The organism is Xanthomonas sp. MLO165, assembly GCF_018831305.1.
Lineage (GTDB): Bacteria > Pseudomonadota > Gammaproteobacteria > Xanthomonadales > Xanthomonadaceae > Xanthomonas > Xanthomonas arboricola.
Genome location: NZ_CP029263.1, coordinates 4,153,667 through 4,169,334, shown reverse-complemented (window position 1 = coordinate 4,169,334; position 15,668 = coordinate 4,153,667). Strand labels below are relative to the sequence as shown.

General features: G+C 67.5%; 12 protein-coding genes. 4 read left to right on the top strand and 8 right to left on the bottom strand.

Annotated features, from left to right (window positions below):
- Positions 1–2: 2 nt before the first annotated feature.
- Positions 3–1,172 carry a hypothetical protein gene (locus DGN21_RS17430; protein WP_126966575.1) on the bottom strand — a complete coding sequence of 390 codons (1,170 nt, stop codon included), beginning with the start codon at positions 1,170–1,172 and terminating at the stop codon, positions 3–5.
- 525 nt (positions 1,173–1,697) lie between these two features.
- Positions 1,698–2,099 (bottom strand): Rid family hydrolase, encoded by a 402-nt coding sequence (locus tag DGN21_RS17425; protein WP_126966576.1) that lies wholly within the window; start codon positions 2,097–2,099, stop codon positions 1,698–1,700.
- A 109-nt stretch (positions 2,100–2,208) separates the two neighbouring features.
- Here DGN21_RS17425 and DGN21_RS17420 point away from each other — a divergent pair, with 109 nt between their 5' ends.
- Positions 2,209–3,153: a LysR family transcriptional regulator gene (locus tag DGN21_RS17420; protein ID WP_184577367.1), complete on the top strand. Its 945-nt coding sequence runs from the start codon at positions 2,209–2,211 to the stop codon at positions 3,151–3,153.
- Positions 3,154–3,411: 258 nt separating this feature from the next.
- On the opposite strand, the gene DGN21_RS17415 is transcribed toward DGN21_RS17420, so the two are convergent.
- On the bottom strand, positions 3,412–5,148 hold the full coding sequence (locus DGN21_RS17415; protein ID WP_126966680.1) for a M14 family metallopeptidase: 1,737 nt from the start codon (positions 5,146–5,148) through the stop codon (positions 3,412–3,414).
- Positions 5,149–5,669: 521 nt separating this feature from the next.
- Here DGN21_RS17415 and DGN21_RS17410 point away from each other — a divergent pair.
- From DGN21_RS17410 to DGN21_RS17400, 3 genes are read left to right on the top strand one after another with little or no spacing between them, the layout of a single operon-like run.
- Entirely contained in the window at positions 5,670–6,410 is a 741-nt protein-coding gene (locus DGN21_RS17410; protein ID WP_126966578.1) for an ABC transporter ATP-binding protein, read from the top strand.
- Complete coding sequence (locus tag DGN21_RS17405; protein WP_126966579.1) at positions 6,407–7,843, top strand: DUF3526 domain-containing protein; 1,437 nt, start codon at positions 6,407–6,409, stop codon at positions 7,841–7,843. Before DGN21_RS17410 ends, DGN21_RS17405 begins: the two co-directional genes overlap by 4 nt.
- A complete protein-coding gene (locus DGN21_RS17400; protein ID WP_126966580.1) occupies positions 7,843–9,111 on the top strand; it encodes a DUF3526 domain-containing protein in 1,269 nt (422 codons plus the stop codon). The genes DGN21_RS17405 and DGN21_RS17400 overlap by 1 nt, the downstream gene beginning before the upstream one ends.
- Before the next feature lie 224 nt (positions 9,112–9,335).
- Here DGN21_RS17400 and DGN21_RS17395 read toward each other — a convergent pair whose 3' ends face one another.
- The 5 genes from DGN21_RS17395 to DGN21_RS17375 form a co-directional block, all read right to left on the bottom strand.
- Positions 9,336–9,986, bottom strand: coding sequence for a DUF2894 domain-containing protein (locus DGN21_RS17395; RefSeq protein WP_054592644.1), 651 nt, complete (start codon positions 9,984–9,986; stop codon positions 9,336–9,338).
- Positions 9,983–10,657 carry an OmpA family protein gene (locus DGN21_RS17390; RefSeq protein WP_126966581.1) on the bottom strand — a complete coding sequence of 225 codons (675 nt, stop codon included), beginning with the start codon at positions 10,655–10,657 and terminating at the stop codon, positions 9,983–9,985. Before DGN21_RS17390 ends, DGN21_RS17395 begins: the two co-directional genes overlap by 4 nt.
- On the bottom strand, positions 10,654–13,326 hold the full coding sequence (locus DGN21_RS17385; RefSeq protein WP_126966582.1) for a DUF802 domain-containing protein: 2,673 nt from the start codon (positions 13,324–13,326) through the stop codon (positions 10,654–10,656). Before DGN21_RS17385 ends, DGN21_RS17390 begins: the two co-directional genes overlap by 4 nt.
- A gap of 10 nt (positions 13,327–13,336) precedes the next feature.
- Entirely contained in the window at positions 13,337–14,083 is a 747-nt protein-coding gene (locus DGN21_RS17380) for a DUF3348 domain-containing protein (RefSeq protein ID WP_160955160.1), read from the bottom strand.
- Positions 14,084–14,365: 282 nt separating this feature from the next.
- Entirely contained in the window at positions 14,366–15,565 is a 1,200-nt protein-coding gene (locus DGN21_RS17375; RefSeq protein ID WP_202397580.1) for an MFS transporter, read from the bottom strand.
- Positions 15,566–15,668: the final 103 nt, after the last annotated feature.

The window sequence follows — 15,668 nt, the reverse complement described above, 5'->3', positions numbered from 1 at the left end:
TCTTAGAACACGAAGTCGACGGAGGCCGACAGCAGGTTGTAGCTGCCGCCCGGACGGAAGCCCGGCTGGATGTTGTTCAACGATCCGAACGAGCCCGCGTTGTTGTTGATGTGGCTGGCCTGCAGCTTGAACGCGACGCTTTCACGCGCGTCCCAACGCAGCGATGCGGTAAAGCTGTGACGGCCGCTTTCGGCCTGCGCCAGTGCGCGCGTCATCACGCCGACCGGATCCTGGCCGGCCGCGATGGTCGGGCCCTTGCGATCGACGTTGGCATAGGTGATCGACGGCGTCAGCGTGCCGAAGCGACCGCCGACACTGAGATAACCGGAGGTGGTCTTGCCGTTGAGCGAGGGCGAGTAATCGGCGCGGATCACTTCGCTGCGCAGGAACCAGCTGCCCGGATCATAGGCGTAACCCAGGCTGGCAAAGCTGCCGTCCACGCCATAGGTGGTCAGGCGATCGGCCAGTGCGGGATTGATGCGCTGATAGACCGAGAACAGGCGCTCCAGCGCCGGTGTATCGAAATCGGTGGTGCCCACGATGTAGGCGGCGCGGAACGTGGACGCACCCGATTCCAGGCCCAGCGCCAGGCCGCGCATGGCGTACACATCGGCCTTCTTCGAATTGATGCGGCCATAGAAACCCTGCACGCTGACCACACTCTCGCCGGCGTTGATGGTGTACACGCCTTCGACGCCGTCCATCGGCAGCAGGTAGTTGTAGACCTCGTACGGCGGACGCACCCACGGGGTGGCGTAACCGACGCGCTGGTACTCGGACAGCATGTACAGCGGCGCAGTGATGCGGCCCAGGCGCGCAGCGAACTGCGGGCCGAACTGATACTTCACATGCGCCAGCGTGACCTTGGGATCGTAATCGCCGCGTTCGGCGTACTCACTGGTCACCTGCAACACGCCGGTGAACTTGTCGGTGAAGTTGGCATTGACCTGGCCGGCGATACGCGAGTCCGGACGTGCCGAGGTGGAGTGGCTGGCACCGGCACCTTCCACGGTCTGGATGTCGGGCGTGAAGTCGGCCTGGTCCTCGGTCGAATGCACCACGCCCAGCGTGCCGAAGCCGCTGAAGGAAAACATCGAGTCCTGCTGCGCGTAGGCGCAGGTCGACGACGCCAGGGCGATGGCGCCACTGAGAAGCTTGACGGTCAATTTCATTGAGAATCTCGGCTGAGTGGGTGATGGACGCAGCGCCATGGGAGGCGCGCGGGCAGAACGGTAATGAGCGTCGCAACGCCCTGGATTGCGGTAGCGGCCGTCTGCATCATTGCTTTAGCGAGATTTTTACAACTTGGAAAAACCGGTTAAGAAACCAAAGCACCACAAGAAGTGGACGATAGTTCCGCCCTATCGAGACGCGTGATTTAGGTGTTTGAAACAGCTGGAATGAATATCTGCGGACATAATCGTCCGCATCGGGAGCCTGCCGATGAGTAGCGCAGCCGGTGAAGGGCGAGGTAAGCAAAAAACCGAATTTTTCCCGGGGGAAATCGACAAAGAGGCGTTTGCTCCGAAGTGCGCACGCAAAAAAACGCCACGCACTGGCGAGCCAGGCGTGGCGGTCTTTGAATTATTTCGCGTGGGCGCGCCAGTTACTGATCGCCAGTGCGATGCGGCCAACAAAGATTTGCTTCGGCTGCATGCAGACGCAACGAGATACAGCCGGCAAGTTACTGGAAACGTTTACTGCTGCCGTGTCGGGAGTTTCACCACGACCTTGATCTCGAACCGGAAGCCCGCCAGCCAGGTCACGCCCACTGCGGTGACGGTGGGGTAGGGCGCCGGGCCCCAGTAGCTCACCCATTTGTCCCACATGGCCTCGAACACCACGTCGGGGTCGAGCATGAACAGCGTGACGTCGACGACGTCCTGTGTGCTGCAGCCGGCTGCGGCGAGGATGGCATCGAGATTGGCGAAGGCACGGGCGATCTCTGCCTCCAGCTCCGGCTCCGGCGAGCCGTCGTCGCGGCTGCCGACCTGGCCGGCGACGAACAGCAAGCCATCGGCGCGGACTGCCGGCGAATAGCGGTGGCGCTCGTACAGCGCGTGCCGCCCCTGCGGAAAAACTGCCTCACGTGTTGCCATGGTGACCTCCATCGGGTGGCGAATCGGAACAGGCAGGCAGCGTAGGTGCTTGCCTGCGCGCGATAAATCGGCGATGGCGAGCAGCACTGTTTGTAGAATCCAAACAATCTTGGGGTCGGGAGTGGCGATGGACCGGTTCGACGCGATGCAGGCGTTTGCGCGGGTGGTGGAGACCGGCAGCTTCACCAAGGCGGCCGAGACCTTGCACATGAGCCGGGCCAGCGTGACCCAGCTGGTGCAGCAGCTGGAGGCACGCCTGCGCGTGAGGCTGCTCAACCGCACCACGCGGCAGGTGCATGTCACCGCCGATGGCGCGGCGTACTACGAACGCGTGCTGCGGCTGCTGGCGGACATGGACGATGCCGAGACCAGCCTGTCCGATGCGTCGGCGCTGCCGCGCGGCCGCCTGCGCGTGGATGTGCCCAGCCCGCTGGCGCGCCTGATCCTGATGCCGGCACTGCCGGCCTTTCATGCGCGTTATCCGGATATCCAGCTGGACATGTGCGTGAGCGATCGCCGCGTGGACCTGATCGGCGAGCACGTGGATTGCGTGGTGCGCGGCGGCACCATCACCGATCAGTCGCTGATCGCGCGCCGCGTGGGCGACCTGCAGGCGGGTGTGTACGCGGCGCCGGTGTATCTGCAGCGGCTGGGCATGCCGGCACATCCGCGCGAGCTGGAAAACACCCGGCATCGCTGTGTGGGCTTCATGCGCTGGCGCAGCAGCAAGACCGTGCCCTATGTCATGCAGCGCGGCAGCGAGGCGGTGCACCTGCAAGGGCGTTACGTGGTGGCGTCCGACGACGGCAATGCCTATCTGGCCGCCGGGCTGGCCGGCATGGGCGTGCTGTGGTTGCCGGTGTACATGGCCAGGGCGCACGTGGCCAGTGGCGAACTGGTGCCGCTGTTCGAGGACTGGCGGATGGAGCCGATGCCGCTGTCGATCGCGTTCCCGCCCAACCGGCATGTCAGCGCCAAGCTGCGTGTGTTCATCGAGTGGGTGAGTGCGTTGATGGCCGAGCATGCGCCAGTGGAAGCGCCGGCGCTGCGCTGAGCGCGCTGCGTGGCGTGGCTGATGTGGTCGTGGTCGTGCACGCAAGACACGGGGGCACGCACGCATGATGGAGTGCGCAGTGCGTGGTGAAGCGTCCTGTCTGCCGACATGCAAGCGACGTTGCTGCCGGTATCGATGCCGATGCCGATGCGGTTGCGGTTGCCGTTGCCGTCGCCACTGGCCTTGCGCAATGCGCGATACGAGAGAGGCTCAAGCCGCATTGCCGATCCCACAGCGTGCAATCGGCAATGCGCAGGGTCACTCCGCCAGCTGGCGCCGCACCGGATAACGCCAGCCGTTGATCGCCGCATACGGCGAGCGCGCATAGATCCATTGCAGCCGCGCATCGCCATCGGCGCGGAATGCGGCATCGTCTGCGAGCTTGCGTTCGAATGCGGCGCGCAGGGCGGCGTCGCTGCGCAGCACGCGCTCGCTGAAGTCCACCAGCTCGGCGCCGTACAAGCCGCTGTCGGGGCTGCCGGCATTGCGGAAACGCCCGCTGGCCAGCAACGAGTCGCTGCTCTGCGGCTCCAGCAACGCGGCTGCCAGCATGCGCATGGGTTGATCGGCAGGCACGCGGACGCTGCCGGCGACGAAGGTTTCTTCCACGGGCTCGGCGTGCGGCGTTTGCGTGCCGGCATCCTTCACGACGCGGATCTGCTGCACCTGGAGCTGGCGCGGCTGCTGCAGGCGTTCGTAAGTGATGCCGTGCGCCTTGAGCAGTTCCACCACATCGTCGTTGCCGGGCGGGATCCACCAGGCGAGCGGGTAGCGCACCGCCTGGGTCTGGCGATAGCCGATCACCGGCATGGTCCAGGTTTCATCGCGGCCCTCCCAGCGCAGTTCCTGCCGCCCGGACACCGGCGACAACGCGCGGGTGTAGCTCACGCCCTTGAACGGCACCTGGGCGATCGGCTGTTGCAGGCGTTCCCAGGCCACCATCAGTTCCTGCGGGCGGGCGGCGCGATCGGCGCGCTTGGCCGCATCGATGTTGCCTGCATCGCGGGCAACCACGCGCAGTGCTGCTTCCAGCAGCACATAGTCGCCCAGCACGCGCTGCCGGTACGACTTCAGGCGATGGTTCTCCACCAGCACGGTGGGGATGCCGGCAAAGTCGCCATACCCGGTGGAATAGCGCGGGCCTTCCGGCGCGTAACGCAGGCCCGAGCGCGGCTCGTTTTCGTCGATCAGGCTCGGGTAGATGGCCGGTGCGTGGCCCTGTTTGCGCAATGCGCTGTTCACCGCCGGCGTAAAGCGTTGCTGCAGCCAGTCGGCAGTGGCGCGCGAGCGTGCATAGGTGCCCCAGCCGGCGAAGGTGAAGGTGATGTCGTACTGGTGATCCAGCCCACCGCTGACATGCAGGTCGATGTAGAGCGCCGGATCCAGGCGATGCAGCAACGCGACCATCGCGCGCGTTTCCGGCGCTTCCAGGGTGAGGTAGTCGCGGTTGAGATTGATGCCGCGCGTGGTGGTGTTCCAGCCCATCTGTTGCGGGCCGCGCAATGCGGCGCCGATCAGCGGGCCGCGCTGCTCGTGACCGTCGGCATTGAAGATCGGCACGAACACCAGATCCACCTGGTCGAGCAGGTGGTCCTTGCCGCGTTGCGCGATATCGCGCAGCAACATCAGGCCGGCATCCTTGCCATCGATCTCGCCGGCGTGGATGCCGGCCTGCGCCAGCACCACCGGCTTGCCGGGCGCGCCCTTGTGCGCGCGGACCAGCAGCAGGTCACGGCCCTCGCTGCTCTTGCCGAACACCTCCAGCGACAGCAGCGGCGAGGCGGCGACCAGGCGTTCCAGCCACGCACGCGTTTCGTCATAGCTGGGAGTGCTGGCGAAATCGTTGCGCTCTGCCGGGGTGCTCCACGGATCGTCCGGTGTGACGATCAACGCCTCGCTGGCCCCATGCCAGGCGCGTACCGGCGGCAGCGGTGCGCTGGTGTCGATGGGCTGCGCGCTGGCCTGTGCGGCAGTCAACAGGGTTGCGGCGAGCAGGCCGGCAGCGGCACGTATGGTGCTGCGGCTGGCAGGTCCGGCGGCGTTGCCGGAAGCGGGTGCGGGAGGGGGCGAGGCGTGCGGGGCAGAGGGGCGCGTATCGGAAGTCATGTGGGGCGTACGGGATCTCGATTGCAGGGAGAACGTGGCAAGGCTTGCTGCTCCTGGGTGGCCGCACCGGCGGCGGCGTTCGACGGCGCGATGCCGCATCGGCGCGTTGCACCAGGCTGCGTGGGTCGGAGGGCTGGTCCCTGGGCGCGGGTCGCGCGGTGCAGGGAGTGCCTCCGGCACCGCAACGACCAGCAGGATATTTGCGTAATACAGTAACATTTGATGGGGCGCGTTCGCGTCGACGGTCGCGCAGCCGCAGCGGCCAGCCTGCTTCCTGTGGTGCCGTCGTCCGAGCGGGATCGCACCGCGCGTTCGCCTCTCCGGCGGGCGCTTGCGCGGCGTCGCCCGGTCCCCTGCAAGCGCTGAAAGCAATGTGATAACGTATCATTTCGTTAAGCCATTGCCTTGCCATGCTTTCCAGTTCTCAAGCCGCCCCTGCCATCTCGATCAGCAACCTGCACGTGGCCTACCGCGACCGCGCCGTGCTGCAGGGGCTGGATCTGCAGGTCGCCGCCGGCAGTGTCTACGCCTTGCTGGGCGGCAATGGCGCCGGCAAGTCCTCCACGCTTTCCAGCTTGCTCGGCTTCGTCAAACCCACCTCCGGCAGCCTGCGGGTCGATGGCATCGACCCGGTCGCCGACCCTGGCGGCGCACGTGCGCGGCTGGCCTATCTGCCGGAAAACGTCGCGCTCTACGAGCACCTGAGCGCGCTGGAAAATGCCGACTACCTGCTCGCGCTGGCCGGCCAGCGCCGCAGCCAGGCCGAGATCGGCCAGGCGCTGGCCGCTGCCGGCCTGCAGCGTGAGGCCTGGCGTCAGCGGCTGGCGGGGTTTTCCAAGGGCATGCGCCAGAAGGTGGCGATTGCGGTGGCCACGCTGCGCCAGGTGCCGGTGTTGCTGCTGGACGAGCCCACCTCGGGCCTGGACCCGCGCGCCATTGGTGACTTCAACCGCTTGGTGAGCAGCGTGCGCGAGCGCGGTGGCGCGGTGCTGATGGTGACGCATGACCTGCTCGGCGCAGTGGATGTCGCCGACCGGATCGGGTTCCTGGAACACGGGCGCATTGCCGAAGACACCGGTGCCGGCGACAGCGGCTTCGACGTGCGTAGCTTGCATGCGCGTTTTGCGCGTGCGCAGGATCGGGCTGCATGAGTCCTGTGCTGTTGGTCGCACGCGAGGAACTGCGTTTCATGGCGCGCAATCGTTCCGCTGCCATCGGTGTGGTGCTGCTGATGCTGCTCACGCTGGTGGCGGCATTGACCGCCGCGCATCATCAGCGCGAGGTGGCCGAGTTCCGCGCGCGCCAGCAACTGGCCGCGCAGCAGGCCTTCGAAGCGCAGCCGGACCGCCACCCGCATCGGGTGGTGCATTACGGCCACTTCATCTATCGCCCGTTGCCGGCGCTGGCCGCCTTCGATGCCGGCGTGGACGCGTTCACCGGCAACAGCATGTTCCTGGAAGGCCATCGCCAGAACACCGCCAACTTCGGCGATGTGCGTCAGAGCTCGCTGCTGGTGCGCTTCGGCCAGCTCACCCCGGCGTTCGTGTTGCAGGTGCTGGCGCCGCTGCTGCTGGTGTTTCTCGGCTATGGCGCGGTGGCGCGCGAGCAGGAGACCGGCACCTTGCGCGCGCTGTTGCTGCAGGGGGCCACGCGTGGGCAATTGTTCGGCGGCAAATATCTCGCGCTCGCGGTGGTGGCCGCTGCCTGCCTGTTGCCGGCCCTGGTCGGGTTGCTGCCGATCGCGTCGTTGCCGGGTCAGGCGCTGCGGGTCGCGCTGCTGGTGCTGGCGTATGCGGTGTATCTGCTGGTGTGGTGCGCGTTGGTGCTGTCGGTGTCGATGCTGTGCCGGCGCGGCCGCGATGCGTTGCTGGTGTCGCTGGCGGTGTGGGTGTGGCTGGCCCTGCTGGTGCCGCGCGTGGCGCCGGATGCGGCCAGTGCGGCGTACCGCCTGCCGACGCGGCTGGAGACCGATGTGGCGATCCAGCGCGACCTGCGCACGCTCGGCGACAGCCACAACCCGGATGACCCGCACTTTGCGCAGTTCAAGCAGCAGACGCTGGCGCGTTATGGCGTGCAGCGGGTGGAAGAGCTGCCGGTCAACTACAAGGGCCTGCTGGCGCTGGAAGGCGAGCGGCTCACCGCGAGCCTGTTCGAGCGCTATGCGGCGCGTGATTCGGCCATCCAACAGCAACAGAATCTACTGGTGCGCACGTTCGCCTTGTTGAGCCCCACGGTTGCGCTGCGCGAGCTGTCGATGACGCTGGCAGAAACCGACCTGCGTGCGCACGAGCGGTTTCTCGCCCAGGCCGAGCATTACCGCTACACGCTAGTGCAGCAGCTCAACCAGCTGCAGGCCGATGCGGTGAGCATGGCCGACGACACCGCGCAGGATGCCGGTGCCGACCAACGCAAGCGCATCTCCTCCGCGCATTGGCATGCGATCCCGGTGTTCGCATTCCAGCCGCCGGCCACCACCGAGGTATTGCGCGCCGCGGGCGCGGCGCTCGGCCTGGTCGGTGCCTGGCTGCTGGCGGCGCTGTGCATGCTGGTGGTGGCCGGCCGGCGTGTGGGAGTGGCGCGCTGATGCTGCTGTGGAAATACGAACTGTTGCTGTTGCTGCGCGCACGCGCTGCGCTGGCCGGCCTGCTGTTGCTGGCGGTGTTGACCGTGTGCAGCCTGCTCTCCGGCCAGCACCTCATCGCTGCGCAGCGCGCCAACATCGCGCGCATTGCAGCGCTGCAGCAGGAGGACATCGCAGCGGTGCAAGACTATGTGGCGCGCTCCAACGACGCCGGCAGCGCGGCCTACTACAGCTTCCATCCGACCTGGGATGTGCCCACGCCACTGGCATTTGCCGCGGTGGGCATGCGCGATGTCTCGCCGTACATCCTGCGTGTCCGCGCGCTGGGCCTGGAAGCGCAGATCCACGATGGCGACAGCTACAACCCGGAGCTGGCATTGGCCGGGCGCTTCGACTACGCCTTCGTGCTGGTGTTCCTGCTGCCGTTGTTCGTGATCGCGCTGCTGTTCGATCTGCGTTCGGGCGAACGCGAGGCCGGGCGTGCGCGCATGCTCGCCGCATTGCCGGGAGCGGGCACGGCGTTGCTGGTGCGGCGCGTGGCGGTGCGTGCCGCTGCGGTGCTGGTGTGCTTGGGTGTGCCGTTTGTGATTGCCGCAACGCTCAATGCGGTGCCGCTGCTGCAACAGCTCGCGGTGCTGGCATTGACCTGCGCCTATCTGCTGTTCTGGGTGCTGCTGGCGGTGCTGGTCGGGCGTCTGCAGTGGCGCCCCGCCGCGCATGCCACCGCCCTGGCGACCTGCTGGGTGGTGCTGGCGCTGGTCGCACCGGCGCTGGCGCATGTGGCGATCAATCAGGCAGTGCCGGTCAACCAAGGCAGCGAGATCGCGCGGTTGCAGCGCGAGGCGGTCAACCACGCCTGGGACATTCCGCGCCAGCACACCATGCGGGCCTTCTACGCGCAGAACCCGCAGTGGGCGGACTCGGCGCCGCTGACCGGCGCGTTCCACTACAAGTGGTATTTCGCCTTCCACGAAAACGGCGACCAACAGGTGGCCCCGCAGGTCGGGGCGTATCGCCAAGGTTTGCAGCGACGCGAGGCGCTGGCGCAGCGTGTTGCCAGCGTGTTGCCGCCGGTGGCGTTGCAGGCCGCGTTGACGCGCCTGGCAGGCACCGATCTGCGCGCGCAACTGGCGTACCAGGACCGCATCCGCGCCTACCACCAGGCACTGCGGACGTTCTATTACGGCTATCTGTTCCGCGACCGCCCGTTTACGCGCGAGGACTTCGGGCGCGCGCCACGTTTCGATGCAAGCGCCGATCCTGCGTCATAGCGGCAGCTGCGATTCACCCTCCGCCTTCGTTGTCCACGCTGCGTCGCTGGCTGACGACACCGACTGGCGACAGTCGCCTCTGCGCGTTTGATGGACCGCGCCAGCGCCGGTCGGGCGGATGCGAACGACCCGCGCACTGGCTGCGATCATGCCGGACACCTGCGCCAGGCGGGTTTCAGCCAACGGCCGTGTGCGTGCAGCGCCAGCGCGACTGACCGGTCGCGCTAGCTGCGCCGCGTGGACGGACGCTTGCTGCGCTTCTTGCCCGGCGCCACCGGCGCGGCATCCTCGCTGGTCAACGCGCCACCGCTGTGCAGCTGTTCCAGCCACGACAGCGCGTCGACATAGCCGAGGAAGTGCTGCAGATAGCCCGGTGAGCACTCGCGCATCAGGCTGATGCAGCGATGCACCAGCACGCTGGAATTGAGCGGGCCGGCGTCCTTGGGGGCGTCCTGCAGCGACTGCCGCACCTGGCTGGCGGTGCGCACCGTGGTCCAGGTGCGGCGAAAATCCTCCAGCGCCGGCAGCTCGGGGAACTGCGTGGCATCGGCGCTGGCGGTCTTTCTGCTGTCCACTTCCATCAACGCGGCGTGGCCTGCCATCCGCTCGGCTAACGCGCCAAGCGCGCTGCGTTGCGACGGCTGTGCGGCAGCGCTGGCGACGCGGCGGCGCGCGGCCTGCTTCACCGTCGCCGCATACGCATCGACCAGCTTGCCCAGCTTTTCTTCCAGCACCTCGCGCACTGGCTCGGCCTGTGTGCCGGCACGCGCGGCCAGCGTTTCCATCAGGTGGAAACGCACCGGATCCAGCTGGTCGGCACCCTGGCTGCGCCAGCGCTGCAGGCGCGCGTGCGCGGATGTCGCCTGCGTGCTCATCGCGTGCCTGTGGCCGCTGTCGGCTTGGCGGCAGAAGACGCACGCGAGGTGGACGGGCGCGCAATCGGTGCGATCTCCACACGGCGGTTCCTGGCGCGGCGCGTTTCATCGGCATTGGAATCCACCGGCTGTTGCGAGCCGAAGGCCGCGGCAAACACCGATGCGGCCGGCACGCCTTCGGCAATCAATGCACGCGTCACCGTGAGTGCGCGTTGGGCAGACAGTTCCCAGTTGTCGGCGTAGCGACGGTTGCCGCCCAGCACCGGGCGGTCGTCGGTGAAGCCGCTGACCATCAGGATCTCCTCGCGCGCCGCCAGGTATTCGGTCAGCGGCGCGGCCAGCGTCTTCAGCACCTCGCGGCCCTCCGGCTGCAACTGATCGGAATTGAAGGCGAACAGCACATTGCCGCGGATGCCGATGCGGCCGTCGACCAGGGTCACGCGGCCGGCGGCCAGCGGCGCCGCCAGTGCCTGCTCCAGCGTCTTGCGTCGCTGCGCTTCGGCCTGACGCTGTTTGACCTCTTCGTCCAGGCGGCTGGATAGCTGTAGCTGCACACCGATCAACCCGACCAGGATCAGCACGAACGCGCCCAGCAGCACCGACATCAGGTCGCCGAAGGCGGCCCAGATCGGTGTGCCCGATTCGCCGTCGATGTCGATCTCGTCGCTCATGCCGCGCTGGCCTCGCCGGCAGCGGCCTCACCGGCATCGCCGCGACCGCGATCGAGCTGGCGCAGTTCTTCGATGATCTGCTTCTGCGACAGCATGCTGAGGTCGACCACCTCGCGCGCCTGCGCCACGTAGTACGCCAGTTGGTCGTCGCTGCGGGCCAGCGAGGCATCCAGTGCGCTGGCGACATGCTGCAGGCGCTCGTTGAGTTCGCTGGTGGAGCCGCTGAACAGCTGTACCGCCACGCCGAAGGCTTCGCCCAGGCTGGCCACTTCCACCGCGCTGCCGCTGACATGTGCGGCTACCGCGCCGAGCTTGCCGGTCTCGCTACCGATCTGCTCGGTGAGCTGGGTGCCCACGCGTTGCAGCAGGTCGGCCGAGGTGGTGACCAGCGCATCGACCGCTGCGCGTTGTTCGGTGGAGGCGTGGTTGACCGCGTTGAGCAAGGTGTCCAGGGTGGCGAGCAGCTTGCTGCGTTCTTCCAGCATCGCGGTGTCGCGCACCATGCTCTCGGACAGGTTCTGGCGCAGCTCGGCCACCACATCGGCGGCCGCCTTGGGCGCTTCGGAGGCGATCTGCATCAGGCGCGCCACTTCGCTGATGGTGGCACTGGCCTGTGCCTGCGCCTGTGTGGACAGCTCGCTGGCGGTGCTGGCCAGGGTGTCGCAGATCGCCTGCTGTTGCTGGGTGACGCGCTCGCCGGTGCGCTCCCACTGCGTGCTCAGGTCTGCGCTCATCGCGCTGAAGCGCTCGCTCCACAGCGCCAGGCGCTGGGTGTCGCGGGCTTCCAGTGCGGCCTGCAGCTCGGTGTGCGATTGCTGCAGGGTGCCGACCAGGGCGGCGGCATGCGCGTCGAAGCTGGCGGTGGCGGCTGCCAGTGCGCGCTGGTGCTGGTCGGCCAAGGCGGCGCTGGCGTCCTGTTGCTGCGCCAGCGCGGCGTTCCAGGCGCTGGCGGTCTCGCTGCTGGACTGATCCATGCGCCTGGACACCGCATCGACCAGCGCGCTGGAGCGTGCATCGAAGGTGCTGGCGAACTGGGTCAGCGTGCCCTGCAACTCCTGCGTCAGCGCGTGGTTTGCGCGTTGCTGTTCGGCCACCGCTGCGGTCCAGGTGGCGGCGGCAGCGGCGGTGCTGCTTTCGAAGCCGCTGCTCAGGCCGTCGAGTTGCTGCTGCACGGCCTGCTGCACGCCGTCCTGCAGTGCGCTGCTCTGCTGGGCGAGCTGTGCGAGCGTGGCCTGCAATTGCGCGTTCAACGCCGCGCCTGCGTGCTGCTGCTCGGCGATCACCGCGGCCCAGTGCTCGGCCGTGGCGGCGTTGCTGCGTTCGAACCCGTCATTGAGCGCGGCCAACTGCTGCTGCACCGCGTGGGTCACGCCATCCTGCACCGCGATGCTGCGCTGATCGATCTGCGCCAACGTGGTCTGCAACTGCTCGGTCAACGCGTGCTGCGCCCGGTCCTGCGCGGCCAGCACGGCCTGCCAGTGCTCGGCGGCCGTCTGCGCACTGTGCTGGAAGCCGTCGTTGAGCGCGTGCAACTGCTGCTGCACGGCGGTGCCAACGCCGTCCTGCGCGGCAGTGGTCTGCTGTGTGATCTGCTCCAGCGTGGTCTGCAGCCGCGTGTCGAGCGCTTGCTGCGCGCGTTCCTGTGCGGCGAGCGCGCTGGTCCAGTGCGCGGCTGCGGCACTGGCGCTGTGCTGGAAGCCGCTGGTGATGCCGTCCAGTTGCTGCTGCACGGCGTGGGTGAGGCGCTCGTGCACGGCGGCGGTGTCGCGCGCGATGCTGGTCATGGTCGCTTCCATCGCCGGCTGTAAGGCCGCGCCCACCGCGCGTGCGCTTTCTGCCACGCCGCTCTGCAGCGATTGCTGCATCGCCGTGGCCAGGCGCGCATAGGCCGCCTCGCTCCGGGCGTGGAATTCGGCCTGCTGCGCGGCCAGGCGCTCATCGGCGGCAATGCTCTGCTGCTCGATGCTGTGCATCAGCGTCTGCAGGCGATCGATCAGCGTCGGCATCAGTGCGCTTTGCTGCTGCTGCAACTTGAACACTTCGCCACGCTGATGCGCGTCCGAATGCGGATGCAGCTCGGAGGCGATCTTCAGGTCCAGCCGCTGCACTGCCTGCAGCCGCTCGCGCCGGCACAGTGCCGACAACAGCCCCAGCATTGCGGAGGTTGCAACGCCGGCGATCGAGGTGCCGAACGCAAACGCCAGGCCTTCCACCGGCGCGGCCAGCGAGCCGCGGATGGCCTGCAGGTCGGTGGCGCTCTGCAATGCGAAGCCGGTGCCCTTGAGCGTGGCCATCATGCCAAGCAGGGTGCCGAGCATGCCCAGCAATACCAGCAGGCCGACCAGATACGGTGTCAGCACCGGTGCCGGCAACGCCACGCGCTCGCCCTTGATGCGCAGGCGCACCGCATTGCGCAGGCTCGGATGCAGGCGCTCCAGCCATTCGCCCAACGCCGATGGCGCGGTGGTCAATGCGGTGACGGCATCGTCCAGCGTCGCGCTGGCCTGGCGATAGCGGTACAGCTCCAGCGCGCCGGCCACATAACAGGCGCCGATCACTGCCGCGACGCAGGCGCCGAGCGGATTGGAGCCCAGATAACCGATGCCGACCCAGCAAACCGCCAACAGGCCGACGACAAACACACACAGGTGGACGAGAGTTCTGAACATGAGGTCCCAGTTAGCGGGTACGAAGCGCTGCGAGCAGGCCTTCGATCGGGTGAAAACGGACATCCAGTTCGGCGAGCAACACGCTCTGCATGTCTTTGCGAAACACATCCAGCCAGCCGTCGGAGCGCGCGCGTGGCGCGGCCTCGCCGTCGGGTGCCGGGTTCTGTGCCTGCGCGGCATCGCGCAGGCGCTCGAAATGCGCGCCGAGCAGGTTCGGCACATGATTCAGCAGGGTTTGCTCGCGTGGGCTCAAGGTGAGCTCCATCACCGCATCCACCTCGGCCAGCCGCGCCATCGGCGCCGATTCCAGCGCCAGCATGTCGCGCAGGCGGCCACGCAGGTCGCCGGTGGCGGTGCGCATCGCGCGCTGCATTGCCAGGTAGTGCTGGCGGAACGGGGCATAGTCGAGCGCGGGCGGCGCTGCCGCTGCGTCGATGTCGGCAGCGGCGCTGAGCGCATCGCGACGCGCGCGCGCGAGAACGGCATCCAGCTCGACCACGCTGCTGGTCGCCAGCCCGGTGCGCACGCGGGCGCAGGCCTCGGTGTCGAGTCTGCGCGTGTCGGGCAGCGCTTCGATCTCCGGCAGCTTGCCATCCAGCGCCTTGGACACGGCGACCGCGCGCGTCCAGTCGATCCATTGGCTGAGCCGGTCGGCGAGCGCATGGTTGGACTGGGCCACGTGGGCATCGGTGAGGCGAGCAAGCAGGCGAATGAACGCCGGGCCCGACAGGGGCGCCCGTGGAGAAGCTTTCGCCATTGTTCCGGTCAAAGACCGCGCATTTTACACGGGAAGCTGTGCGGTTCGGCGCTTTGCCCGGCAGCTGCGGGCTTGGCCGCGCAGGCCGGCCCTGGCGGCATTCAGCCGGCCTGGTGTGGGGGCATGCGTGCGATTGCAGCGTGCAGCGCTGCGATCCAGTAGGCGCAGCGCCCAAGGATCAAGTCCATCTGCAGCGGTATCTGGCCTACGCGCTCCGTGATCATGCACAGCGAGCGCGACCAACGCTGCGGGCCGGATGTGCCTGGCCCGCAACGCGATCTCTCAGCCTCGGGCGCGATGTACCAACGGAATCAGCACCACGCCCAGCAGCGCCACCGCAGCGGCCACATAGCCGATGCTGCCCAGCCCCCAGGCCGGAATCACCAGCCCGCCGATGATGGCGCCAATGCCGATGCCGGCATTGGCCGCCGACACATTGGTGGTGCCGGCCAGCGCCTGCGAGTGGGTCACCGAGTTCATCACCCGCACCTGGCTGATCGGAAACAGCGCAGTGTAGGCAATGCCCCAGACCGCCAGGGTCAGATAGAGCAGCACGCCGGTCTTGGCCACCGGCACGCACAAGGCCATGCCCAGCGCGAGCAGCAGCAGGAACACCGCCGTGGCACGCAGCGGCGAGCGATCCACCACCCGCCCGCCCAGCCAGTTGCCGATCAGGCCGATCGCGCCGAAGCCCATCAGCCACCAGCCCACATTCGCCGCCGGCACGCCCACGCTGCGTTCCAGCAGGTCGGCCAGATAGGTGTAGGCGGTGAACATGGCGGTGAAGACCACCACCGACAGGATCACATTGGCCAGGAAGAAGCGCTCGCCGAAGATGCCGGCCTGCTGACGCAGATTCACCCGTTCGCTGCGGGCCACCGTCGGCATCCAGAGCGCCAGCGCCGCGGCCATCGCCAGCGATAGGGCGGCCAGGATCCAGAACGCGCCACGCCAGCCGATGCTGTTGGCGGCCACCGTGCCCAGCGGAATGCCGAACAGCAGCGCCGCCGAAATGCCCAGATACACCCGCGACACGGCGCGCCCTGCGTGCTGCGGCCCGGCCAGTTGCCCGGCGGTTTCGCTGGCGGTTCCCCAGAACACCGGCAGCGCCAGCGCCGGTACGAAGCGGGCAAAGGCCAGCACCCAGATATTGGGCGCCAGCGCGGCCACCGCGTTGGAGACCGCAAACACCAGCAGGATCATGACAAACAGGCGCTTGCGATCCAGATGCGACAGCCACGCGGTCAGCGGCGGGCCGAACAGCATCACGGTGAAGGCGAACAACGTCACCAGCTGGCCGGCCGCGGAGATGGAAATTTCCATGTCGCGTGCAAGGCCGGGCAGCAGCCCGACGATCAGGTACTCGGTGGTGACGATCACGAACGCGGCAAACGCCAGGATGAAGATCGCCAGGCCGCTGCGAGCAGCGGCCGGTGCCGCGGTGGCGGAAATGGGGGAAGAGGTGGAGCCGACAGCAGACATGGCATGCGCCGCAGTGTGGGCTGGCCATCATAGGAAAGAATTAAGATCGTATATCGGGAGTATTTTCCGTACATTGCGGACTTCAGTTCTTGAATGTGTATCC

Coding starts and splice junctions, on each gene's coding strand:
- DGN21_RS17430 (WP_126966575.1), bottom strand. CDS start 1,172: ATGAAATTGACCGTCAAGCTTCTCAGTGGCGCCATCGCCCTGGCGTCG.
- DGN21_RS17425 (WP_126966576.1), bottom strand. CDS start 2,099: ATGGCAACACGTGAGGCAGTTTTTCCGCAGGGGCGGCACGCGCTGTAC.
- DGN21_RS17410 (WP_126966578.1), top strand. CDS start 5,670: ATGCTTTCCAGTTCTCAAGCCGCCCCTGCCATCTCGATCAGCAACCTG.
- DGN21_RS17405 (WP_126966579.1), top strand. CDS start 6,407: ATGAGTCCTGTGCTGTTGGTCGCACGCGAGGAACTGCGTTTCATGGCG.
- DGN21_RS17400 (WP_126966580.1), top strand. CDS start 7,843: ATGCTGCTGTGGAAATACGAACTGTTGCTGTTGCTGCGCGCACGCGCT.
- DGN21_RS17395 (WP_054592644.1), bottom strand. CDS start 9,986: ATGAGCACGCAGGCGACATCCGCGCACGCGCGCCTGCAGCGCTGGCGC.
- DGN21_RS17390 (WP_126966581.1), bottom strand. CDS start 10,657: ATGAGCGACGAGATCGACATCGACGGCGAATCGGGCACACCGATCTGG.
- DGN21_RS17385 (WP_126966582.1), bottom strand. CDS start 13,326: ATGTTCAGAACTCTCGTCCACCTGTGTGTGTTTGTCGTCGGCCTGTTG.
- DGN21_RS17380 (WP_160955160.1), bottom strand. CDS start 14,083: ATGGCGAAAGCTTCTCCACGGGCGCCCCTGTCGGGCCCGGCGTTCATT.
- DGN21_RS17375 (WP_202397580.1), bottom strand. CDS start 15,565: ATGTCTGCTGTCGGCTCCACCTCTTCCCCCATTTCCGCCACCGCGGCA.